Raw genomic sequence first — 23361 nt, 5'->3', positions numbered from 1 at the left:
GAAGGGAGAACATACGGATTTTAATATTTTATCCTATTTCTAAGAAATACTAAGGAGTTACGGACAGGCAGCTTCGGAAAGCTAATTTTTTTGAATTCCTGGAATACGCAACTAAACCGTTTCACTTAACTTTTATATATGAAAAAAGTCAAACTGTTGAACTGTTAGTGATTTCAGTTCTTAAAAAGGTGTACCCATGAATCCGCTAAAAAAAATAAGTTTTGTTCTTTTTTTACTTGTCTGTGTACTGGTATCTGCAGGATGCGTTTCAGAGAAATCTGCAGCAAATGATGAGAACAACTCGCTGGCTGAGGATGTAAGCGGGGCAGCTGCCGAAGAACAGGTAGGAAACCTCCGGGATGCTCCGAGTGAAGTTCTGCTTCAGAAAGAAAACATCACTTCTAAGGTCCAGGCTGCTGCTGCCCTTATCGAAGAAACGGGAGAAGAATCCTTCCCTGAATTCAGGCAGCCTGAGAGTGAGTGGTTCATAGATGATTTTTACGTTTTCGTCTGGAAAACAGACGGTACACGCCTAGTATATCCTCCTGACTTGAGCGGGGAAGGAGAAAACATGAGCGAGCTTCAGGACTTCATGGGAAAGCCTATTGGTAAGCTCTTCATAGAGACAGCTCTCAGTGACGGAGGAGAAGGCTGGGTTTCATACTACTGGCCAAAACCCGGAGAAAACGAACCTTCCCTTAAATACACATTCATCAAGGGCGTTTCGCTGAACGGCGAGGACTGCCTTGTGGGCTCAGGGTTCTATGCCGATGACTACATCCTGACAAAAAACCTTGACGAATGTGAGCACTTCAGCCGGGAAGGAAACATTTACATTACCAATCTCTTTCACCCGGATCTGTATGATAGGGATGTGTATCTCAATTACAGCATCGCCCACACTATCCTCGCGCCTGGAGAAGCTCTTGCGCCTCACAGGATGAAAAACCCTGAAATCCACTACCTCCTTGAAGGAGAAGGAGTGATCTACATCGAAGACCTGCCTGTCGACCTCAGGCCCGGGCAGATGGTATACATCCCTGCAAATGCAACCCAGTCAACCCATAATATCGGCAGCGTGAACCTTACCTTCCTTGCAATAAACGAGCCGGCCTGGAGAGTGGAAAACGAGGAAATCCTCGAGTGACCTGCAAGAGTTTAAAGAATTCGTTCATGCGTCTTCGGTTAAGTGAGGAATCGTGATAAATTGCCTCCATTCTCACAACAGTTGCAAATAATTTTAATGCGTTGTGGACTGGAATTGGGTATCGATTTCATGTAATAAAGCCAAAATTTAAGACAGCCTTTTGGTGCAAAATCGATAGCTTTCAGGCAAGAAAATTCCTTAACCGATGACCAATGAGAATTCGTTTGAAGTTGGAGGTCACGTTTGAAGAATAGTAAGCTTCAATCCTCTTTCAGCTTCTTTCGGACACAGCTCCACAACAAAATGAAAAAATATCTGTGTTCCGTGCCGGGAACCGTGGGGTCAAAAACCCGATTCCTGCAAGCCAATCATTCAAAAACCAATTATCCGAAAATCTTATCCAGGTCTTCCATGCCAAGGGAGACATCAAACTCTTTTAATCGATAGAATTTCTTGGCCCGCATGTCATCATCTTCGAGCCGCAGGTCACTCTCAACAAATCCGGCTTTTTCAAGGCGCTTCAAGTGCAGGTTAACCACCTGCCTTGAGAGTTCCAGATCCTTGGCAAGCTCGTACACATACCTCTCCCTTTCGGCCAGCAGGTAAAGAAGCTTTAAACGGATCGGGTGGGACAGGGCCTCGCCTATATCCACAATCTGTTGAAGTGATTTTGTCATCCGGTATACCTTCGTATTTTAGGAGTAAGGACCTGAAACATTCCTTAATTTCTCTTCCCGTATTAACGTTTAGATTTCTTCCAGTTTGGACTTTATTTCTTCCACCGTTTTCTTTATATCTTCAATATCCTTTTCGATTTTCACAAGCCTTTCATTACCCGGGGCTGCTGAGTACCCTGACCTGTTCAGAAGCATCACCACAGCCCCCACTATGATAAGGATGATGAGGATATTCAGTAAGAAACCCCATACCGAACCATACATGCCATAACCCATACCGTTCAAAATATACACCTCGAAAAGAGTCAGACTTTCCTTCTTTATCTTTTTTCTTGTTTTGCAGTTTTTTTGTCCCGTTTTTTCTTATTTTTCCTTAGATACTGATTTCAACCATAAATATAAAAAATACCCGGTATAGGGGGATCTATTAAGAATAAAACATAAGAATAAAACTGTAATATCAATCTGAAGAATTAAAACAAATAAAAAGAGGATGGGAGGATGGGTTATAGTCGGAATTAGTTGCCATACTCCATGCAGTATCCGAAGCCACGAGCGTATCCGGCTCCTCGGCCAAACCTACCGCCTGTCTGATACCCTGCCGGAACATCGTACCCGGTATATACTTCACCGGTGACCGCGTCGATTCTTGCCTGCGTGTAGACTCCGTCTTCATCCTCATAAGAGACAATCCACCAGCGGTTCAACTGGTATATGTCGTCTTCGGTGATATCTTCATCAATTTCATCCTGTGCGATTTCAAGAGCCTCATCTATGTTTTCAACTTCAAGCTCTACGGTTCCATCTGCGCTGTAGTAAGGGCAAGCAGCGTAATTGCCATACCCTGAGTCCGTATATCTAGCAGCCCATCTGTGCATGAACCCGGGTCCGTAGGTTGCTCCAGTATCATCCGAAGCAACTGCACTGACAACTGCTGCCCCGAAAGCACCTATCAGCAGTATGGCCAGGAGAATTGCGGTTATACCTTTCTTCATTTTTTCACCTTCGATTTTTGCTTGTTGTTCACGTTTTTGTTTACATTTACCCTGTAGGTAGACATTCCCACCATATGTAGTGGTTATACTACATATGTGGTGATAATGCGATATATATCTTATGGTCACTACTGCTGTTTTTGCTTGAAATTCAGCGGTACTTCTCGTTCAACCACCCAACAAGGGGCGGGACCCAGCAGAGATTTGCAGCAATGGTCTCAAGGGCTGTGAAGGTCTGGGTTGTCGGGCTGAACCCCATAATTCTTGCTCCAAGCAGTCCTATGGGGACAATTATGATTACAAAAAGACTTGCAAGCATTACCGGATGGCGGAAATATCTGGAAAAGCCCGCTTTCCATGACCCTTCGGTACGTTTGAGGAAGAGAATGCCTGAAATATTGGCTCCTATCTGGTCGCTGAGGGCATAGAAATACGGAATATAAAAGCCTTCAATTCCGTAAACATCTACCCCTGCAAGCCTGCTCCCAAAGTCAATTATCCAGGGGATGGCAATCCCGAATAATTTTCCCCAGCCGTAAGCTTCTGCCATGCTTCCTTCAGCTTTTCGGAGTCTCTGACGGATGGAGAAGATTCCCTCAAAAATGCTTTCTCCTTCACCTGCAAGAGTCCTGACAAGCCACTGCCCTGCAGCGCTCCGCTGGTAACCCTGAATATCCAGAAAAATTCCTGCAAGAAGTCCTAAAATATAGCCCGGAACTGTATATTTTATTAGTTCGGAGAATTCTTCTCCCGGCGATTCCTCTTCAGGATATTCTTCAGAAGAAAGGTCTTCCCCAGCAGGTTCTTCAGAAAGCTCTTTAGTCGTTGTGCTCATTTTATTCCCATCTCAAACTTCTTTCCCTTCTATTCAGAGTGTTTTCATATTCTTTGTTACAGATTGATATTATTTTCCAGTATCTGAAAATGCTTCATTTGTCCCGAAAACAGTTTTTCAACCCGAATGGAGCGGCTCTGTATCGTGAATACGGTTGTGCAGGTTAGAGAAATCTTAATAAGTCCGTCTAAGTGAATCCTGCTGCTCTAATCCATAAAGTAGTCCTCTTGAACTCAACTTCTGATTTTACCTGCAAATTAGTCTGCTTGAGCGAAGCTCAATTCCTAACCCATAAGTTAGTCCTCTTGAGCGAAGCGAAAAGAACCACGGGCTGTTGCGATTACATCGCAACTACAAGAAAAATCATAGATTTTTCTGTCCCGAAGCGAAACTCGGGAAGCAGTTCAGAAAATGAGTATAAATGTCATGCCATATCATATAGAGAAGATACATGAAAGTTCTGGAATGCAGTACCATTGACATTGCACCTACAATCTCGAGATTGCTGAAAATTCCTATGGTTCCGCCTTCGGGAAGGCCGATTCCTGAAGTCGAAAATTATGCGAGCGAGAGAATTTGCAAGAGGGCAGTAATTATAGTAGTTGACAGCCTTGGATATTCGCTTTACCGGTACCTCTCTCCGGTAATGAAAAACCTGCATGAATTTGCCGAAAAAGGGCTCCTGTTTAAGTGCAGGTCCCCGGCAAACATCACATCTCCTGCAATCGCCTCAATCTTCACGGGATACCTTCCTGAGGAGCATCACATTTACTCGACCGCGGACATATACATTGAGACTGCAAAAAATTCTGATAACCCGAAGCTCAGAAGCATCATGGAATGGGCTTACAGGGCAGGGATGAACGTTGCGGCTGTGATCGAGACCGAAGGAGCCGAGAGTTTCAGGGGCAGAATAAAGGACTTTTACGGGGTCCCTAACTCCGAAGATATCCTTGACTATGACAGCCGAATAACGGAATATGCATTGCAGTCCCTCAGGGAAAAACCCGATATCCTGGCTGTGCATCTCAGGACCCTTGACCGTTACTCCCACAGGGCAGAGACCTGGAAAGAAATGAAAAAAGCCGCAAAGGACATAGATGAAAACCTTGAAGCAATCTTTCGGAATGCCGAAAAAGGGACCATTTTCTTCATTTGCGGGGATCACGCTGTTCACGGGGGAAAAAAGTGGTTAAAAAATGCCACGCATGAAGAAATCAAAAACCATGAAGATAACTATGTTGCCCTGATCGTGGGTTGCTGTTGAAAATGCTATTCTTTTCTCAGGTGATATCACTTCTAAGGGATATCACTTTTGTCTTCTTCTTCTGCCTCTTTTCATTACAGAAACAATGAAGATTACTCCGGCAAGTCCGAGGAAGGAAGGAATCCAGGGGGCGATTCTCTGCTCCATCTCAGGTAAAGAGTCTCCTACGGATTCTGGTAAGGAATCGTCAACAAAATCTTCTACATTTTTCTGAACCTTGAGTGTTTCATTTTCCAGAGCCCGTTCAGTTTCCTTAAGAATATTAGAGCTGGCAGTGGAGATAACGGAATCTTTTATGGCTTCGAGTTCTTCCCTGTGGATAATTCTGGCAGTTCCTGTTCCCTCGCCTCCGCCGTTAGAATCTGATTCGGAGTTTTCAGTTGCTTCTGCATTAATACTATTCTCAGCATCAGCAAATTTATCTGTAGTATCGCTGGCATATTCTATAATAGAATTTCCGAGACTATCTGTGTTTTCCGACCTTGTGATAAGTTCAGGGTCCCCTGCTTTTTCTGATGCATCCGCATCTGTTTCGTTAACGATATTACATGCATTATTTTTATCAGAACCACTCCCTGTGTTTGCAGAGTTTTCCGTATCCTCCGAACTTTCCACACTTTCGGCAGGCAGGACGTTTACGACTATAGATGCCGAAGAGGTTCCATTTTCATTTATAGCTGCAAGGGAGACTGTGTAACTCCCGGGACAGCAGAAGGTATGCTCGGGTTCGGGGCAACAGGAAGTCTTACCATCCCCGAAGTACCAGGTAACGCAATCTGCATTCTCGGAAATATCAACAAATTTTATAACAAGAGGGATATGTCCGCTTGTTGTATTATAAATGAATTGGGCTTTCGGAAGCATGGGGCCGGCCAGTTCGGAAGCATCCCGAACATATACCGTTACCGATGCCGAGTCACTTCCGTTTTCGTTGCTGACAGTAAGGGAGACAACATAAGTTCCTTCATTTAAATAAGTGTGCTGCGGATTCGGATAACTTGAGAAATTCCCATCTCCAAAGTCCCAGAGTCTTGAGGCAGCATCTTCGGAAAAATCCTTGAACCTGACTACGAGGGGAGCATAGCCTTCGGTCACATCTGAAGTGAAAAGGGCTTTAGGAAGTATCGGAGCTTCCTGACTGTACTCTATTAAAGGTCTGTAGTCCATACTTCCGACTTCAGGGTTGATGGCATATGGAGTATCTCCGATCCCGTCTCCGTTTTCATCCGTCCCTCCATAATCACTCCAGTAGTTGCCTTTGCTATTATTCCACACATTAAATCTATTATCCCTGGCATTTTCTACGTTGTCGAAGTAGTTGCCGTATATTATGTTCTCCGAAGAAGCCAGCAGTTTGAGCCCGCAATCTTCGTTTGAATATACCATATTATTGGTTAACAGGTTATTTCTGGAGTTGAGCAGGTAGATCCCTGCTTCCTGATTTGAAATTTTGTTGCCGTTTATCACGCAGTTTTCAACATTGTTCAGAAAAATTCCACATCGGCCATCAGTTATTGAAAAAAAGTTTATCTTTACATCGTTGGCAACAACTTCAAAAACGTAACTTATGGGAGTATCTCCCGCAATAAATATATCATCGGGGTTTCCGGAGGCTGACTCAATAGTTAAATTTTCCTTGTTAACGCGGATACTTTCGTTAAATTCTCCGGACTCTACAAGGATGATATCTCCAGGAGACGCTGAATCTACGGCATCTTGGATAGATTGTCCCGGCCAAACACGAAATTCTGACGCTGTTCCAATCCCTGAAACTGAAATCAAAATAAAAATTGCCAGTAAAAAGCAGGTTCGTCTGAAAGTTTGTGTTTGTGCCATTTTATACCCCACGATTATCCGGGAATTTACTTATCAAGTTTTTATAAGGAAAGGATATAAAATTATTGGTTTAAAGAAATATTGGAAAAAAGAAATTAAAATTAAAATGAATAAAATATTAAACAGAATAAATAATCAAATAGGATAAAAAATAGTAATCAATAAAATGTGAAATGAAGAATCTGTTTTTTCTGCTATATATCTGTATAGTTTCAGGACTGTCCAGGCTACAGGTTATATAACTACATAGTTATTGGGCTTAAAAGCTATATAGATTAAAGGATTTGACAGATTACTGAATTATTAGGCTACAGGTTATATAACCTACATGTTTGTTATGATACAGATTGTATAAGCTACATACTGGGCTATTATATTGTTATGTTGCTGTATTATTAGGCTAATGTATTGTAAACTATTACATTCTTAGATTATTATATTGTGAACTACTGTGTTGGTAAGCCAGTCTGCTGTAAATTGCTACATGCTTAGGTTATTGTATTACAAACTACTGCATTGCTAGGCTAATGTATTGTAAACTACTACGTTCTAGGCTGCGAATTGGATGGGTATGGTTGCGTAGGCTATTGGGCTTTATGGATTTATTGTCCCATGATCAAAGTTTCCTTCGTGGTTGATGTTTTCACATCGGGGTTTATGATTTCATAATTATTTATTGGGTGAACATAAACTGTTTTCCGTCCAATCAAAAAGAATCCAGAGTCCTTGAACTTTAGTGACAAATGGTAATGTATATTAATGATAATTTTCAATGGTTCTGGAAGAATTTTCTTCCTACAGGTTCAGGTAAGCCTGGGTAGAGCGCAAAGGTTTTTATGTAAATATTCAAGTTAGGTTTCTTAAAAAATCCAGCCGGAGAAGATTTCATTATGCAGGAAAAAATAAAAGAAATTGCAGCCCGAGTCCGTGAACTGCGGGAACTGTCGGAAATCTCTGTCGAAAAAATGGCAGAGTATCTTCAGGTCTCACCTGAGACCTACGAGAAATACGAAAGCGGAACAGAGGACATTCCGGCAAGCATACTTTTTGAAATTGCACACAGGTTGCAGGTAGACATGGCTACTCTTCTGACAGGAGAAGAGCCTCGGATGAATATTTTTACCGTCACAAGAAACGGAAAAGGGGTAAGTGTCGAGAGGAGAAGACAGTACAAATACCAGAATCTGGCTGAAAAGTTCATCCACAAAAAAGCTGAGTTCTTCATTGTTACGGTCGAGCCCAAACTTCAGGAAACAAAACCTGAAACCAACTCCCATCCGGGACAAGAATTCAATTATGTGCTTGAGGGAAGCCTGAAGGTCTACATCCACCATAATGAGATCATTCTCAATGAAGGGGACTCTATTTATTTCGATTCCAACTATGAACACGCTATGGAGGCTCTGGGTGAAGAACCCGCAAGTTTCCTGGCCGTTATAATGTAACTGTACCATAATGCAACCGTACTCAAAATGCAACCGTACTCAAAATGCAACCGTACTCAAAATGCAACCGTACTCAAAATGCAACCGTACTCAAAATGCAACCGTACTCAAAATGCAACCGTACTCAAAATGCAACCGTACTCAAAATGCAGCCGTACTCAAAATGCAACCGTACTCAAAATGCAACCGTACTCAAAATGCAACCATATTACACAGCTCTGAACACTTTGCAAGATCTGCAGAATTTCAACATGAAGGGAAAAATCTTGAAATTTTTTTGAAATCTAAATGCAGCCTCCCGAATCCTGACGACTATAGAAATGAGAAAATTAATTAAAACGGGTGTCCAGAATGACTTCCTTGCTGAGCCAATTTGTTTCCAAAACCGATTTCGAATCCTACGAGGATTTCCAGGAAAACTTCAAAATCCTGGTCCCTGAAAACTTCAACTTTGCCTATGATGTGGTCGATGTCTATGCAAGAGATTCTCCTGAAAAGCTTGCCATGATCTGGTGTGACGATTACGGGAATGAGAAAATCTTCACTTTCAAAGATCTCAAGTACTACAGCGATAAAGCTGCAAATTTCTTTGTAAAGCACGGCATAGGCAAAGGCGACTATGTAATGCTTACCTTAAAGAGCCGCTATGATTTCTGGTACTGCATGCTGGGGCTACACAAGCTCGGAGCAATAGCCGTGCCTGCAACCCACATGCTGAAAACCCGGGATATAGTATACAGAATCGAAAAAGCCGGGTTGAAGATGATTGTCTGCATCGCCGAAGACGATGTTCCGGAACAGGTAGATGAAGCCCATGCCGAATGCGGGGATATCCCTCTCAAGAAAGCCAAGGTAGGAGGAGATGTCCTGGAAGGCTGGATTGATTTCAGAAAGGAACTTGAGGAAAGTTCCCCGATTTTCGAGCGTCCGACAGGCGAGGTTTCAACAAAGAACGAAGACATCTGTCTGGTCTACTTCTCCTCCGGAACCGCCGGTTTCCCGAAAATGGTAGAGCACGACAACACCTATCCACTCGGCCATATCCTGACCGCAAAATACTGGCAGAATGTGGAAGACGACGGGCTGCACTACACCGTTGCAGACAGCGGATGGGGTAAATGTGTCTGGGGCAAGCTCTACGGGCAGTGGATAGCTGGTTGTGCGGTCTTTGTCTATGACTATGACAGGTTTGAAGCCAAAAATATGCTTGAAAAGGCCTCCAAGTATGGAGTTACGACTTTCTGTGCTCCACCCACGATCTATCGTTTCCTGATCAAAGAAGACCTCTCCCATTATAATTTCAGCACTCTGAAATATGCGGTTGTTGCAGGCGAACCCCTCAACCCTGAAGTCTTTAACCGCTTCCTTGAGTTTACCGGAATCAAACTTATGGAAGGTTTCGGGCAAACCGAGACCGTTGTTACGATTGCGACCTTCCCCTGGATGGAACCCAAGCCCGGATCTATCGGAAAACCCACCCCTGGATATAAGATCGAGCTCATGGACAGGGATGGCAGGCTCTGCGAGGTCGGAGAAGAAGGGGAAATCGTCATCAACACAATGGAAGGAAAACCTGTGGGACTTTTTGTCCACTATGGAAAGGATCCTGAAAGGACAGAGGAGACCTGGCACGACGGCTACTACCATACCGGAGATATGGCCTGGATGGATGAAGACGGTTATCTCTGGTTTGTGGGAAGGGCTGACGATATAATCAAGACCTCAGGATACAAGGTCGGGCCCTTTGAAGTGGAAAGCGCTCTTATCCAGCACCCGGCTGTGCTTGAGTGTGCTATCACGGGAGTCCCCGACCCTGTCAGAGGTCAGGTCATTAAGGCGACCATTGTACTTACAAAGGATTATACGCCGAGTGACTCCCTTAAAAACGAGCTCCAGGATCATGTGAAAAATGTCACGGCTCCTTACAAGTATCCCAGGATTATTGAATTCGTTCCCGAACTACCGAAAACCATCAGCGGAAAAATCCGCAGGGTCGAAATCCGTGACAAGGACCAGAGCCAATGAGCTTCGCTCCAGAGGGCTAATTTGTAGTTCTAACTGTAGTTTTTGTTAAAGAGGACTGAATGACAGAACTGCAGTTTTTCCTTTTTCCTCCGTGTAAGGAGGGAATCCTGATCAAATCAGAAAAAGGAAAAGAAAGAAAAGAAATAAGTACTTTAAACTTTTCCTGAAAAGTTTGCTTAAGGAAGAGATAACTAGATTTACTTTTAAAATGATGCTGTAATTCAGGACGATACTCTAATTCAAGAATAGAAGAGATTCAAGAAGATCATAATTCAGAAAGCCCCTTAAAAATGATAGGCTCTCCTGTCTGCCATAATACCGGCTGGAGAAAAACAGGGACTGGAAGAATAGCGTGAGGATTCTATATGGCAAAAAATGATGAAAAAGAACCGTACCCTGTTATCAACATTCTGGAGTGCAAGGCTTGTGGGCGCTGCCTTCTTGCCTGCCCGAAGGATGTGCTTTTCATGAGTGATAACCTGAACGCCAGGGGTTACCACTACGTAGAGTATAAAGGAGAAGGCTGTTCAGGCTGTGCGAGCTGCTACTATACCTGTCCTGAACCCCTTGCACTGGAAATCCATATTCCCCTGAAAAAGGAGGAAGCCGACTAAGGCAGGATAAGGAGGGAAAAAGATGGCAACACAACTCGTAAAAGGCAACTCCGCAATAGTCGTTGGCGCACTTTATGCCGGATGTGACTGTTTCTTTGGATATCCCATTACTCCGGCAAGCGAAATTCTGCATGATGCATCCAAATACTTTCCCATGATAGGAAGGAAATTCGTGCAGGCCGAGTCAGAGGAGGCTGCAATTAACATGGTCTTCGGGGGGGCATCAGCCGGGCACAGGGTAATGACGTCCTCCTCAGGCCCAGGAATTAGCCTGATGCAGGAAGGGATCTCTTATCTTGCAGGCGCAGAGCTTCCTTGTGTGCTTGTCGATATAATGAGGGCAGGCCCTGGACTAGGGAACATCGGACCTGAACAGGGTGATTATAACCAGGTAGTAAAAGGTGGAGGGCACGGGAATTATAAAAATATCGTACTTGCCCCCAACTCCGTGCAGGAGATGTGTGACTTTACCATGAAGGCTTTTGAGCTGGCCTTCAAGTACAGGAACCCTGCAATCGTGCTTGCTGACGGAGTGCTCGGGCAGATGATTGAGTCCCTTGAGTTTCCGAAAAAAGCCCTTACTCCTGAAATCGATGCAAGCTGGGCAGTCAACGGTACAGCCGAAACCAGGCCTAACCTGATAACCTCTATCTTCCTTGACTTCAACGAACTCGGGCAGTTCAACGAGAAACTGCAGGCAAAATACGAGCTGATAAAGCAAAATGAGGTTGACTACGAAGAATACATGACCGACGATGCCTCAATCGTGCTTGTCTCTTACGGCATAAGCAGCAGGATCTGCAGGTCAGCTGTAGACCTTGCCAGAAAGGAAGGCATAAAGGTGGGGCTCTTCAGGCCAAAGACTCTTTTCCCATTCCCGGAGGCGCAGTTGAAAGCCCTTGCAGATAAGGAAGCTTCTTTCATCTCCGTGGAGATGAGCAACGGGCAGATGATAGATGACATCAGGCTTGCAATCGACTGCTCACAGCCCGTGGAACTGGTAAACCGCATGGGAGGCAACCTGATCACCCTTGACCAGATCATGGACAAAATCAGAAAGGTAGCAGGGGAGGCATGAAAATGGCAGCAGAAATTATTGACGGAGAAAAGGTTATCAAAAAGCCAAAAGCCCTGTACTCGGAATACCCGCGCAAAGGAGGTGCAGCTCCAACAGCCACCCACTATTGTCCTGGCTGCGGACATGGGGTTTTGCACAAGCTCATTGCCGAGGCAATTGACGACCTCGGAATCCAGGACAGGACGGTTATGATCAGCCCTGTGGGATGTGCAGTTTTTGCTTATTATTACTTTGACACAGGCAATATCCAGGTTGCCCACGGCCGGGCTCCTGCTGTTGGAACAGGTGTCTCAAGGGCTGAAGAAAACGCTGTAGTTATCTCCTACCAGGGCGACGGAGACCTTGCTTCGATCGGCCTGAACGAGACGCTGCAGGCGGCAAACAGAGGAGAAAAGCTTGCAGTTTTTTTCGTAAATAACACCGTATACGGCATGACCGGCGGACAGATGGCTCCAACAACCCTTATCGGGGAAAAGACAACCACAACCCCTGAAGGTCGCGACCCCCGCTTTGCAGGCTACCCGCTCCACATGTGTGAGCTTCTGGACAACCTGAAGGCTCCGATTTTTATCGAAAGAGTCTCGGTTTCCGATATCTCTCATATCCGAAAAGCCCGAAAAGCCGTTCGAAAGGCGCTCGAAGTCCAGCGTGATGGCAAGGGCTATGCTTTTGTGGAAGTCCTTGCAGCCTGCCCGACCAACCTTAGGATGGATGCAGAGCAGGCTATCCAGTTCATTAACGAGCAGATGGAAAAGGAATTCCCGCTCAGGAACTTCAGGGACAATTTCGAATCTGCCGAACCCCTTCACCGCGGGATCAGTGACTTTACAACTGAGTCCCTTGAAAAGCTTTACGGAATTGAAGCGGAAACCGGAGAAAAACCCTCAAGGACTGACTTTGCTCCGATCCAGACCAAGATTGCAGGTTTCGGAGGACAGGGTGTCCTGAGCATGGGCCTTATCCTTGCCCAGGCAGGAGTCAAAGCAAACCTCAATGCTTCCTGGTTCCCGTCTTACGGCCCGGAACAGCGCGGCGGAACCTCAAACTGCTCGGTCGTGATTTCAGGTCAGGCTATAGGCTCGCCTACGGTCTACACCCCAGATATCCTTATAGCCATGAACCGTCCCTCCCTCGAGAGATTCGAAGGGGCAGTAAAAGAAGGAGGCTTCATCCTCTACGACTCTACAATCGGCGAAGCCGAGACCCCTGCAGGCGTAAACGCAATTGCAGTCCCTGCAACCGAAAAAGCAAAAGAAGCAGGTGATGAGAGAGCCGCAAACTCCTTCATGCTCGGAGTCCTTCTGGGCCTGAACGCAACCGGCCTTGAAGAAGAAGCCTTCAAAGAAGCCCTTGCCGAAAACTTCACAGGCAAACCCAAAGTTATTGAGTTTAACCAGCAGATGCTCGAAGCCGGGGCAGCATGGGCAAGAGAGTATAAGGTATGAGGTAAAGAGGTAAAGAGGTAAAAAGGTAAAAAGGTAAAATAAGGTGTACGTGAAGGAAAATACTTCTGTAAAAGTAAATTATTTCACCAATAAGCAGGCGGATAAAGAAGATAAATCCGCCTGTAAATACTCTTTTTTAGACTACTTCTTATTTTTTTAATGGCGGGTCTCTAATTTGCTTTTTAGATGGCAAGTTTCAATCAGGTTGACTCTTTACTTATTGCTCTAACCCGTTCAACCATATTCGCTATATCGGGGTCGTTCCTGTCCCGTTGGAGTTGCGCCAGCAGAGCTGCGTCAGCAGAGTTGCGTCAGCAGAGTTGCGGCTCTGCAGTACGCTGTCTGTTTCGCTTCGCTCAAGCAGACTATTTGTGGGAAAAAATGAGCTATCTTAAAGAGGACTGACTTAAAAAAATGATAAAATAAAGAGATGCAGGAGAGCGATCTTTCCTGCAAAAAAGAAGAAAATGAAGAGAAAAAGGGAAATTAAAAAATACTGGAGACACTTTTGAGCTTAAAAAGAGTATAGCGGTCGAACCGGCAGAAATTTCAGTCTTATTTTTCATTCAAATCTGCATTTTTTTCTTTTTTATGAAGGGCCGCCAGACAGGCTGGCGGAGACGCTTATATTTATTTGTAAATTTATGTTCGTTTCCCGGGATTAGGGAAGTATTCTTCTCGCAAAGGGAAAACTGTTCCGATTTCAGTGTTTTTTGATGAAGAATATGAATTCGTCTGTTACTTTTTTGCTTTGAAGAAGAGACTTGAACTCTGCAACGGAAGGGAAAAAACAAAAGATTCCGGTTTCGGATATTCGGATAATATCAATCGATTAATCAGGGACCGTAATTTATTGTGATTTAAGTATCTATCCAAATGCTGTGATTTTGGGAAAAGGACTATGAACAGAAAAGAAGTCCTCCTGATTTGAAAAACATTGGCATTTGATTTTCTCTGTTGCTCTCTGGATTTCCTGTCTGTTCTATATAACGGGATCGGACCGTTAAAATGGAAAATTTCGATATTTTTTCTTTTGTCTTTAATCTTTCTGGTGGTAACAGGACTAAAGGAAACATTAAAATAGTTGCGGAAAGTCGTAATTAATGTAGAACGGCAAAACCAAATTCATCACCTCTCCAGCTTTATTTTGCCGTTCTTTAATCTCTTTCTATAGTATGCTTTTTTTCAAGTTTTTATTAGGGCAGATGCTCAGCGGAACGTAACTGAAGGGATAGGATGTTCCGCAGCCTGCCGGCTTACTAATGAAAAAAAATCAGAAATTTAGGAACGATCATAAGGTTTATTTAAAATAAAAACATTATAAAAAAGAGCAAGTCTTCATAAAAATTCCTTTAGAAGTAAACGAATTTAAAGAATTTAGCGAGAATATGAATTTAACAAAAAATCATAATATTAAATTATGGTTTATATTAAATTGTAGTTTAGAAGTAGATGGTAGGGGTCGAGTCCCTATTCTCGAGATCCCTACCTGCGATCCAACCCTGGATTGAGAGGAAACCCTTACTCTCAATCTCCTATATTTTATAAGGACTCGGTAATATATATCATAACCGATCCAAAAAACTTTTTTTAATTCAAATTTTTAAATTGGACATATTTTTTTGTCTCAATTGAACTTTTAACGCCATTGAAAATTTCAACATATATATAAAAAACAAATTATTGAAAAACAAATTATTAAAAAACGAATTATTATATTATCCCTCAAAAATACACTATTCAAAAATACTCTATTTTTAAGCTAAAGTTCGAGAGCTCAACTTATCTTAAAATTTTCGATACTATTATATAAGGTAGATATGATATCTATTGTAGATTTCTTATGGTGTAATGACTGTATGAGATCTGTCCTGAAGAGTGAAGGAGTTTGAGGATTGTCGATATCTCCTTAATTTTAGCTATGTCATGAAGTTAATATAGTCCGTAACCAGTGAGCATAAAGAAAGTGATATGCCCGCAGCGGGGAAACAATTCTAGGAAACACTTAACATAATCAGAGATAGTAAATCCTCTTTCAAAGCCTGTTCTTCAGGAAATTTCTGAGAAATAAAGGGGGATTTTTTACTGATTAAGATAATGCGAATTGGGACAACAACACTAATTTCAATTTTATTTTTGACAGCGCTGGCTGTAACTGCCTCAGCAGAAGAAGTTCAGCTGAGTCAAAAAGAGGAACTAGGGAAGCTTCTATTCTTTGATGAAAGCTTATCAATGCCCAGAGGACAGTCCTGTGCAAGTTGCCACGATCCTGATTTTGGTTTTACTGACCCTGATCAGGACATTCCTGTTTCACAGGGTGTAATACCAATACTGTTCGGGAACAGAAACGCACCAAGTGCTGCATATGCAACTTATAGTCCAAATTTCAGCTACACTTATGATGACAGCGGCCAGATAATCTATTATGGAGGGCAGTTCTGGGACGGCAGGGCGGATAACCTGACAGAGCAGGCGAAAGGCCCTCTCCTGAACCCTCTGGAAATGCACAACCCGAATAAAAGGACCGTGGTTATGAGTATCCGAAGATCGGACTATGCAGATCTTTTTGAAGAAGTCTACGGACCATGTTCCCTGAACAATGTAGATGTGGCTTTCGATTATGCAGCTGATGCGATTGCAGTTTATGAAAGTTCTGAAGAAGTAAATACATTCAGTTCCAGGTATGATGAGTATCTTGAAGGAGAGTATACTCTATCAGATGAAGAGAAACTGGGACTCGAATTATTTAATGGAAAAGCCCTGTGTTCAGGATGCCATATAAGTAGTGGAAGTGAACCGATATTTACGGACTTCACTTATGACAATCTGGGTGTGCCCAAAAACCCTGATAACCCATTTTATAGCATACCAAGAGTATATAACCCTCTAAGGAGTGCATACGTAGACCTTGGACTGGGAGGAAGCGGTCGTACCGAGATAACCGATCCAGAAGGTGAAGAGGGAAAAATGAAAGTCCCCACTCTCCGAAACATAGGAAAGACAGCTCCTTACACACATAATGGATACTTCACCAATCTCGAAGACATTGTCCACTTCTATAATACGAGGGATGTAGCATCAGAAGGATGGCCAGAGCCTGAAGTTGCCGCGAATGTTAATACTGAAGAAATGGGCGACCTGGGTCTGAACGATTCGGAAGAAAGGGCAATTGTTGCCTTCCTGCTGACACTGGATGACGAATAACCGGAAAAAGGTGTACGGAATGGGTGCAATGGTATAATTTTTCAGTGCATTATTTTCCGGCCTGTTTAAAACCCGGTTACATACATTCCTATTCCATACTCCCGATATTCATTACACATTAAAAAATAAAGGAAAATGATTCGGTTCGAGCGGTCATGAACAGGCAGTTTTCAATTTCAGGTAGTAATGGCCCTGTCAAACCAATCATAAGCATTTTTTAATGCATTTTTCAATCCCTATTTTTAAGAAGTTATCCCATAAAGCAAAAAAAACCATTAAGTGAAAAAACGATTAAAGAACTAACAGGTGAACTAACAGGTCTTTTTCGTACCAGAGTTTGGAAATTTAGGTATTTGTTTGATCATTAATTCTCAATGTACAAATGAACAGGTTATCTGTATTTTGCAGTAAGGTACTTTCTTCATGTCATATTTCCTTTCACTAATTAAATAAAACGCATATGAAATTCTTCGAATAACATGCACAAAGAAATGAAAGTAGTTTTTTTTCCTTCCCTTTTTATCGATCAACCTCATCATTCTCTTTGGCAGTAAGGTTGTACTTATTTTGGTTCTTCGAAGCCGTGATAAAACTAACCAGTGAATTGCCATCGAAGGCTCAAATGTGACTTTGATCACGGATGCTAAATTGGCCTTTGAGGCAATTCTACTGCCCAAATTAATTTGGTGATCTAATTTGGTGATCTAAATTGGTTGAGGTTATAAACAAAGCTTGTGGTTTAGACATTCACAAACTCTTTTTCATTGCTACAATCCTCAGTAGATCTGGTGAAAAACAGCAACAACATTTCTATAGAACCCCTGACGAAATATTAGCTTTTAAAAACTGGGTTATCTCAGAGAACTGTGACGTTGTTGCCTGTGAATCAACGAGTGACTTTTGGGTTCCGATTTATGATGCGTTGATAAAACATCTACCTGTTATAGTTGGAAATGCCCGAGATATGAAGGCGTTTACACACAAAAAAACAGATAAGATCGATTCCGAATTCATCGCACAACTTGCATTGAATAATATGGTTCAACCATCAAGAGTTTTCCCAAAAAACCATAGAACATTTCGTTCATGTATTCGGCTTCGCCATAACCTTGTACAAAAAAGAACAGATATAAAAAATGAAGCTCACGCCATACTCGCACCTGAAATGTTTAGTCTGAAGAATGTGCTAACAGATATTTTTGGTAAGAGTGGTAGAGCAATTCTATCAGGAATTTGTTCAGGTAAAAGCGTTGACCAGATTATTGCAAACCTTTCTCCAAATGTTCGTAAGAAAAGTAAGCAGATAAGGGAAATTCTGGACAGAGAAATCTCTCAAGATACTGCATTCAGGCTTCAAATCTGTTTGGATATCATAAAGCATCTTGACAATGAAATCAAAATTTTGGAAAAAGAAATTTTCAATTATGCTTATAAAAATCATAAGCAAGAAATGGAAATTTTAATGTCTGTTCCAGGAATAGGAGAACTTGGAGCAGCAACTCTTACTGCTGAAATAGGCGATTTCAAAGATTTTTCTTCAGGAGATAAGCTTGCTTCATGGCTTGGCCTAGTTCCGAAGGTGTACCAATCAGCGGATAAATACCATAACGGTAGAATCACTAAGAGAGGATCTAAGGAAGCAAGGTGGATCCTAACACAGATTGCCCAGGCAGCAGCAAGAACGAAAAATAGCAGGTTAAAAGAATTTTTCAACAGAAAAAAGAAGTCGATTGGACATTCAAAGGCGATTATCGCCCTAGCAAGAAAAATTGCAACAATTATCTGGCATTTGATTACAAAAGAGGAGATGTATGAAGATGAAACTGGATATAAAAAGGGAGAAATTCAAAAGAGAAAGATAGTTGAGACTGAGATGTTCTCAGTTGATGAAAGGATCAAAATAATGAGTGAAATATACGTAATTGCGAGAAATGACGAAAAAGAGAGTACGTGAGGAAGATCTCCTCATATACTTTCATGCTAATAATTTATATATTTGTTGTACACTTATGTGCTATATGGTACACATTATGACAATTGAATATCATGGCATCAAGCCCTGGGGCAGGTCTTTCGACGAGTATGTGAGGATGTTTAGCCTGACCCCTGCCGACCTAAAGCGAAAGATTCTGGGCTGTGGGGACGGTCCGGCAAGCTTCAACGTAGAGCTTACAGAGCGAGGTGGAAATATCATATCTGTCGACCCGATCTATTATTTCAGCGCTGACCGGATCATGCAGAAAATCAGTGAAACCTATGACGATATAATTGACCAGACAAGGAAAAATCGGGATCAGTTCGTCTGGCAAGAAATCGGCTCAGTTGAGGAGCTCGGAAGGGTCAGGATGTCGGCTATGGAAAAATTTCTGAAAGATTTCCCAAAAGGAATGATGCAGAAGAGATACATACCGGGTGAACTGCCTTCACTGCCTTTTGGTAACAAAGAATTCGATCTGGCACTTTGCTCGCATTTCCTGTTCCTCTATACGGATAACCTGTCGCTGGAGTTTCACCTGAGGGCGCTTGAGGAGTTGTGCAGGGTTTCGAATGAAGTCCGAATATTTCCGCTGCTGGACGTAAACGCCAGCCGATCGACATATGTTGATACTGTTATTGATTTCTTAAGGGAGGAAAAGCGGGATGTGGAGGAAGTAAAGGTGGCATACGAGTTCCAACGGGGCGGAAATACGATGCTGAATATTTGCTGAAACTTTCATTGTCTTTAGAGTTCATTGTCTTTAGCATTCATTGCTTTTTAGCATTCATTGTCTTTAGCGTTCATTGCTTTTTAACATTCATTGCTTTTTAACATTCATTGCTTTTTAACATTCATTGCTTTTTAACATTCATTGCCTTTTAGCTATTATATAGATTTTTTTGAATTTTAAATAAATCATGCCTGAGTCATCTGATTGTCCATCAATAACCTCTTCAACTAACTAATGGAATTTATATAGTCGCCTGTAAAAGTTACGGTGTAATAAGACTGATTCAAATAACCATTTTCGGCTCTGATTGATAAATCTTATACGCCTGTTCAAAAGAGAAGAGGTTTGATTCATCCCGAAGTTCGCTATACATAATATCAAATCCGTAACTACTGAATAGCTGTTCGTATTCCTCTTTGCTTTCGAAGAAACGCTGTGAACTTTCAATGTATTTAAAAATCTCTCGTGTAAACGGATGCGTACGGATTTTCTCTCTCGCTGCAACAAAGTTCGGACAATACAACTAGGTATCGGGAGCCTGTACTCCGATTCTCCCCCCTGCCTAAGCACATTAAAACAACGCATTAACACCTTTTCTGGTTTTTGAAACCACTGGAAACTCGAATTACAAACAATAACGTCAAAGTTAATAGGTAGCTCTAAATTTTCAGCATCCATGACAGAATATCTTAAACTAAGAAATCCTTGATTGGAGCTTACTGCTTGCTCTATCATACCTTGAGAAATATCGATGCCCATCACAGTTCCTTCTGTAATATGTGCGAGTTTTTTGTGATGTGACCTGGCACACCGCCTATATCAAGGACATCTTTCCCGGTTGAATTGACAATAAGTTCAGAATAACTTCGGAAACTGACTTTTGAACCAATGCGTTATCTGCATACGTAAAAGCCCTGGATTTAAATTAATCTCTGACATAGTTAAGCCATCTCCCGGAGTCCAGTTTTTGAATAAACTTTTCGAATGTCATGTCTGTCCCCGCCAACCTTCGAACTATTCTTCATTAGTGATCTGGCCTTCCTCTTTAAGAGATTCTACAGCTTTTATCTGAAGGGTGCTCAATCCAATCTTCCCGGCTTTTTCCTTCATTGACCGATTTTTGCCAAAATAAGGGTTGCATCAGACCCTTTTAGCGGAGCACAGTGGCGAAGTCAACATTTATTAGCCCCCACTTTTTCCATGACCTCCGGCTTTATAATCGTTATACTATGGCATCTGGCATATTCTTCTATCTTTTCTAGGACCTTTCATCCTTCCGTACAAATAGCTCATAATCTTGAAAATTATTTTAAACGCTCCTCAACCCGGCCATTAAGTTTACTCATGCCAGTACGATCACCAGATATCGTTATGGTACAGAAGATACCGCCATCGACGATGCTAAATGCTTGAAAATGTTCAATTTATTCGATCACTGCGTGAGCAAAGAATAAAAGATCGCATACTTCCCTATCTTTATTTATCCCATGGAAGTACATTTTCCTGTACTCCTCAGCAGTCACGTTCTGAACTCCGGAAAATCCCCTTTCACCAAGAAAAGCCTCGACCATTCCTTCCCTGATCCCGAACTGAAGGGGTTCTCCCTGTTGTTTCGTATAATTCCGGATGTTTTTCCCCGCTTCCAGTTCGCATGTCCCGTCAACAACGGACTCAGGGTAGTAATCAAACAGGATAGCACTGCCCTTCTCCGAATTTTTTGCGATAAAGGATAACGTCTCATCAATGGCCTCGGGAGAGATATACATAATGAGCCCTTCCAGAAGGAAAAGAGTTTTCAGCGACCTGTCGTATCCCTGCGCAGCAAGCTTTTCGCCAAAGTTGTCGGTTTCGAAATCAACCGGCACATAGATAACGTGGTCCGGCAGGGAACCAAAGATTTCTTCGACCTTTTCGATTTTTACACTCTGAGTATCCGGGTGGTCCACTTCGAAAACCCTGACTTTCCCTTTCAGCCCTTCAATCCTGTACGCCCTGGTATCATATCCCGCGCCAAGGACGACCAGTTGACGAAGCCCTTCATCGACTGCTGCCCTGACAAAATCGTCAAAGTATCTGACTCTGTCCCGAATAGAATTGCCGAGACCCGGGAAAAGACGCTCCATCTGCTCCACTGCTGCTTTTGCCTGTTCGGGATATTTTGCTGCATATTCCAGAATCGCAGGGTTAACAAAATGAACGGCATACGGATCATAAAATATCCGTTCTTCTTCGGACTTATTTGATTCATCGACTCGGTGGAGGGTAATTCCCTCAGCCATTTTACTGGGTCCTTTTCTCTTTGTGTGCGTTTCATTTGAAGTCGTGGAAATTTCCGGTTCTTGCATTGCATGCTCACCTCTTCTCACATAAATTTCAGAAAGATTTAAGGTTGTTTTTGATTCGGTTGTTTTTGATTTACCTGACCAGCGCATAGGCAAACGAGATCAAGCTGCTAACTACCCGGCCCTCGTTTTTTCCGCAAAAATATGCCTTTTTATAGTCCTTGCTGGTCATGTTCTGGATTCTGGAAAATCCCCTTTCGGAAAGGAATGTTTCGACTTCTCCGTCTCTGATTAGGAATTTAAGGGGTTCCCCCCGTTTTTTAGTGAAATTTCGGATGTTTTTGCCCGCTTCCGGTGCAGTCTCTCCGGCATCTGAAGATCTGAAAACTCCGTAGTCGAAAATAACGGCACTTCCTTTACCAGAATTATGCGCGATAAAAGACAATATCTCATCCATTGTCTCGGGCCGGAGGTACATTACCAGCCCTTCCATGACAAAAAGGGTCTTTCGGGATCTGTCATATCCGCACTCTGTTAGCTGCTGGCCGAGTTTATCAAACTCCAGATCGAGAGGAACGTATGTGACGTGACCTGGGAGAGAACCGAAGACCTCCCTGACCTTCTCTATTTTCACACGCTGGGTGTCAGGGTGGTCCACTTCGAAAACTTTGATGTTTTTCAGCCCCTCAATCCGATAGGCACGGGTGTCATAACCTGCACCCAGGATTACCAGCTGCTCGAGACCATCATCAGCAGACGCTTTTACAACGTCGTCGAAATACCTGACCCTGGCAACTGCCGAGTTCGCCAATCCGGGAAAGAGCTGCTCCAGCCGTTCAATTTCTGCTTTGTACTTTTCCGGATTACGGGCCGCAAATTCCAGTATTTCCGGGCTGATGAAGCGGATGGCATAGGGATCGTAACAGATGCGTTCATCTTCAGGCTTTCTCGATTCACCTGCTCTGATAAGCGCGATTCTCTCAGCCATATTGCTGGGTCCTTTTCTTTTCATGGTTACTTCACCTGAAGCTGTGAAGTTTGTTGGTTCTTGCATTTATGGTCCGTCCTGTGAAAATTTCCATTAAAAATAAGTTCAATCAGACACATCACTTTTAGTTTTTATCCACCTGTCCGGGTTCATGAGCATGTGGTGCATGAAATCAGCGGCGTCTGCGAAAAACTGATGTTGAGTAATTCCCCGTTTCTCCAGTACTTTCTTAAATCTGGGACTCATTTCTGTAAGACCTTTGGCAATCAGGTTCAAGAAAACGGTCATTTCGACAGGGTCGACATCGCTCCGGATCAAGCCTTCATCGATTCCCGACTTTATCGCGTTGCGCGTTATTGCGATTATATCATGGTCCAGCTTGAGAATCTCCTTTGCAACCTCATCCATATCTTCGCTATCTTCCAGGTTGAACCTTCCCGAATGGAAATATGAGTACATCCGACTATAATCGGGGTACTCACCTATGAACTAAAAGTACTCTTTTCCAATCGTGTCCAGGACCTCGATGCTTGTTTTGCAATTTTTAATACCTTCTTCAACCATGGAATTCAGGATTCTTTTTCCGCGCAGGACAACAGTGAAAAAAAGCGACTCTTTATTCTTAAAATAAAGATAAAGTGTCGCTTTGTTGAATTCTACCTCGTTTGCGATATCGTCCATTGAAACGCCATCATAACCCCTGGAGAAAAACAATTTTTCCGCCGCGTCAAGAATATAATTGCGTCTCTGCTCTTTTTCCTGCTCCCTTATTTCTTTCATAGACACTTCTATCACCGAGAAAAACTAACTAGGAG

General features: G+C 42.8%; 19 protein-coding genes and 1 pseudogene. 10 read left to right on the top strand and 10 right to left on the bottom strand.

Annotation, left to right across the window (positions count from 1 at the left end):
• Positions 1-196: 196 nt before the first annotated feature.
• Complete coding sequence (locus MA_RS15305; RefSeq protein WP_011022870.1) at positions 197-1147, top strand: cache domain-containing protein; 951 nt, start codon at positions 197-199, stop codon at positions 1145-1147.
• 383 nt (positions 1148-1530) lie between these two features.
• Here MA_RS15305 and MA_RS15300 read toward each other — a convergent pair whose 3' ends face one another.
• The 4 genes from MA_RS15300 to MA_RS15285 form a co-directional block, all read right to left on the bottom strand.
• Positions 1531-1824: an ArsR/SmtB family transcription factor gene (locus tag MA_RS15300; RefSeq protein ID WP_011022869.1), complete on the bottom strand. Its 294-nt coding sequence runs from the start codon at positions 1822-1824 to the stop codon at positions 1531-1533.
• Between the two features lie 69 nt (positions 1825-1893).
• A complete protein-coding gene (locus tag MA_RS15295) occupies positions 1894-2109 on the bottom strand; it encodes a hypothetical protein (RefSeq protein WP_048065559.1) in 216 nt (71 codons plus the stop codon).
• A gap of 233 nt (positions 2110-2342) precedes the next feature.
• Positions 2343-2819: a PepSY domain-containing protein gene (locus tag MA_RS15290; protein WP_048065558.1), complete on the bottom strand. Its 477-nt coding sequence runs from the start codon at positions 2817-2819 to the stop codon at positions 2343-2345.
• Positions 2820-2970: 151 nt separating this feature from the next.
• Positions 2971-3654, bottom strand: coding sequence for a hypothetical protein (locus tag MA_RS15285; RefSeq protein WP_011022866.1), 684 nt, complete (start codon positions 3652-3654; stop codon positions 2971-2973).
• Between the two features lie 451 nt (positions 3655-4105).
• Between MA_RS15285 and MA_RS15280 the strand changes: the two genes are divergently transcribed.
• Positions 4106-4921 (top strand): alkaline phosphatase family protein, encoded by an 816-nt coding sequence (locus tag MA_RS15280; RefSeq protein ID WP_011022865.1) that lies wholly within the window; start codon positions 4106-4108, stop codon positions 4919-4921.
• Positions 4922-4963: 42 nt separating this feature from the next.
• On the opposite strand, the gene MA_RS15275 is transcribed toward MA_RS15280, so the two are convergent.
• Complete coding sequence (locus MA_RS15275) at positions 4964-6757, bottom strand: PKD domain-containing protein (protein ID WP_011022864.1); 1794 nt, start codon at positions 6755-6757, stop codon at positions 4964-4966.
• Positions 6758-7647: 890 nt separating this feature from the next.
• Here MA_RS15275 and MA_RS15270 point away from each other — a divergent pair.
• The 8 genes from MA_RS15270 (at position 7648) to MA_RS15235 (ending at position 19276) form a co-directional block, all read left to right on the top strand.
• Positions 7648-8202, top strand: coding sequence for a helix-turn-helix domain-containing protein (locus tag MA_RS15270; RefSeq protein WP_011022863.1), 555 nt, complete (start codon positions 7648-7650; stop codon positions 8200-8202).
• A gap of 351 nt (positions 8203-8553) precedes the next feature.
• Complete coding sequence (locus tag MA_RS15265; RefSeq protein ID WP_048065557.1) at positions 8554-10227, top strand: AMP-binding protein; 1674 nt, start codon at positions 8554-8556, stop codon at positions 10225-10227.
• A gap of 365 nt (positions 10228-10592) precedes the next feature.
• The gene (locus MA_RS15260) at positions 10593-10841 is read left to right on the top strand and encodes a 4Fe-4S dicluster domain-containing protein (RefSeq protein ID WP_011022860.1); all 249 of its coding nucleotides are present in this window, start codon (positions 10593-10595) and stop codon (positions 10839-10841) included.
• A gap of 22 nt (positions 10842-10863) precedes the next feature.
• Entirely contained in the window at positions 10864-11919 is a 1056-nt protein-coding gene (locus MA_RS15255) for a 3-methyl-2-oxobutanoate dehydrogenase subunit VorB (RefSeq protein ID WP_011022859.1), read from the top strand.
• A 2-nt stretch (positions 11920-11921) separates the two neighbouring features.
• A complete protein-coding gene (locus tag MA_RS15250) occupies positions 11922-13364 on the top strand; it encodes a 2-oxoacid:acceptor oxidoreductase family protein (protein WP_048066425.1) in 1443 nt (480 codons plus the stop codon).
• A 2136-nt stretch (positions 13365-15500) separates the two neighbouring features.
• Entirely contained in the window at positions 15501-16568 is a 1068-nt protein-coding gene (locus MA_RS15245; RefSeq protein WP_226990623.1) for a cytochrome-c peroxidase, read from the top strand.
• Positions 16569-17277: 709 nt separating this feature from the next.
• Positions 17278-18522: an IS110-like element ISMac14 family transposase gene (locus tag MA_RS15240; protein ID WP_011022856.1), complete on the top strand. Its 1245-nt coding sequence runs from the start codon at positions 17278-17280 to the stop codon at positions 18520-18522.
• 64 nt (positions 18523-18586) lie between these two features.
• A complete protein-coding gene (locus MA_RS15235; protein WP_226990622.1) occupies positions 18587-19276 on the top strand; it encodes an SAM-dependent methyltransferase in 690 nt (229 codons plus the stop codon).
• A gap of 231 nt (positions 19277-19507) precedes the next feature.
• Here MA_RS15235 and MA_RS29820 read toward each other — a convergent pair.
• From MA_RS29820 to MA_RS28830, 5 genes and pseudogenes are all read right to left on the bottom strand, one after another.
• A pseudogene (locus MA_RS29820) lies at positions 19508-20059 on the bottom strand (class I SAM-dependent methyltransferase); the annotation flags it as partial.
• A gap of 641 nt (positions 20060-20700) precedes the next feature.
• Positions 20701-21621 carry a class I SAM-dependent methyltransferase gene (locus MA_RS15225; RefSeq protein ID WP_048066424.1) on the bottom strand — a complete coding sequence of 307 codons (921 nt, stop codon included), beginning with the start codon at positions 21619-21621 and terminating at the stop codon, positions 20701-20703.
• A gap of 70 nt (positions 21622-21691) precedes the next feature.
• The gene (locus tag MA_RS15220; RefSeq protein WP_048065555.1) at positions 21692-22612 is read right to left on the bottom strand and encodes a class I SAM-dependent methyltransferase; all 921 of its coding nucleotides are present in this window, start codon (positions 22610-22612) and stop codon (positions 21692-21694) included.
• A gap of 39 nt (positions 22613-22651) precedes the next feature.
• Entirely contained in the window at positions 22652-22954 is a 303-nt protein-coding gene (locus MA_RS28835; RefSeq protein WP_226990621.1) for a hypothetical protein, read from the bottom strand.
• Between the two features lie 81 nt (positions 22955-23035).
• Positions 23036-23326 (bottom strand): TetR/AcrR family transcriptional regulator, encoded by a 291-nt coding sequence (locus MA_RS28830; protein ID WP_052279185.1) that lies wholly within the window; start codon positions 23324-23326, stop codon positions 23036-23038.
• Positions 23327-23361 lie beyond the last annotated feature (35 nt).

Source organism: Methanosarcina acetivorans C2A (assembly GCF_000007345.1).
Lineage (GTDB): Archaea > Halobacteriota > Methanosarcinia > Methanosarcinales > Methanosarcinaceae > Methanosarcina > Methanosarcina acetivorans.
Note: the sequence above shows the minus strand (reverse complement) of the source record. Positions and strands in the feature narration are given on the sequence as shown.

Excerpts from the sequence above, each read along its gene's own strand:
- MA_RS28830 (WP_052279185.1), bottom strand. The coding sequence starts at position 23,326 with ATGAAAGAAATAAGGGAGCAGGAAAAAGAGCAGAGACGCAATTATATT.
- MA_RS15265 (WP_048065557.1), top strand. The coding sequence starts at position 8,554 with ATGACTTCCTTGCTGAGCCAATTTGTTTCCAAAACCGATTTCGAATCC.
- MA_RS15255 (WP_011022859.1), top strand. The coding sequence starts at position 10,864 with ATGGCAACACAACTCGTAAAAGGCAACTCCGCAATAGTCGTTGGCGCA.
- MA_RS15285 (WP_011022866.1), bottom strand. The coding sequence starts at position 3,654 with ATGAGCACAACGACTAAAGAGCTTTCTGAAGAACCTGCTGGGGAAGAC.
- MA_RS15225 (WP_048066424.1), bottom strand. The coding sequence starts at position 21,621 with ATGCAAGAACCGGAAATTTCCACGACTTCAAATGAAACGCACACAAAG.
- MA_RS15250 (WP_048066425.1), top strand. The coding sequence starts at position 11,922 with ATGGCAGCAGAAATTATTGACGGAGAAAAGGTTATCAAAAAGCCAAAA.
- MA_RS15280 (WP_011022865.1), top strand. The coding sequence starts at position 4,106 with ATGAAAGTTCTGGAATGCAGTACCATTGACATTGCACCTACAATCTCG.
- MA_RS15275 (WP_011022864.1), bottom strand. The coding sequence starts at position 6,757 with ATGGCACAAACACAAACTTTCAGACGAACCTGCTTTTTACTGGCAATT.
- MA_RS15305 (WP_011022870.1), top strand. The coding sequence starts at position 197 with ATGAATCCGCTAAAAAAAATAAGTTTTGTTCTTTTTTTACTTGTCTGT.
- MA_RS15270 (WP_011022863.1), top strand. The coding sequence starts at position 7,648 with ATGCAGGAAAAAATAAAAGAAATTGCAGCCCGAGTCCGTGAACTGCGG.
- MA_RS28835 (WP_226990621.1), bottom strand. The coding sequence starts at position 22,954 with ATGGATGAGGTTGCAAAGGAGATTCTCAAGCTGGACCATGATATAATC.
- MA_RS15260 (WP_011022860.1), top strand. The coding sequence starts at position 10,593 with ATGGCAAAAAATGATGAAAAAGAACCGTACCCTGTTATCAACATTCTG.
- MA_RS15235 (WP_226990622.1), top strand. The coding sequence starts at position 18,587 with ATGGTACACATTATGACAATTGAATATCATGGCATCAAGCCCTGGGGC.
- MA_RS15290 (WP_048065558.1), bottom strand. The coding sequence starts at position 2,819 with ATGAAGAAAGGTATAACCGCAATTCTCCTGGCCATACTGCTGATAGGT.
- MA_RS15220 (WP_048065555.1), bottom strand. The coding sequence starts at position 22,612 with ATGCAAGAACCAACAAACTTCACAGCTTCAGGTGAAGTAACCATGAAA.
- MA_RS15300 (WP_011022869.1), bottom strand. The coding sequence starts at position 1,824 with ATGACAAAATCACTTCAACAGATTGTGGATATAGGCGAGGCCCTGTCC.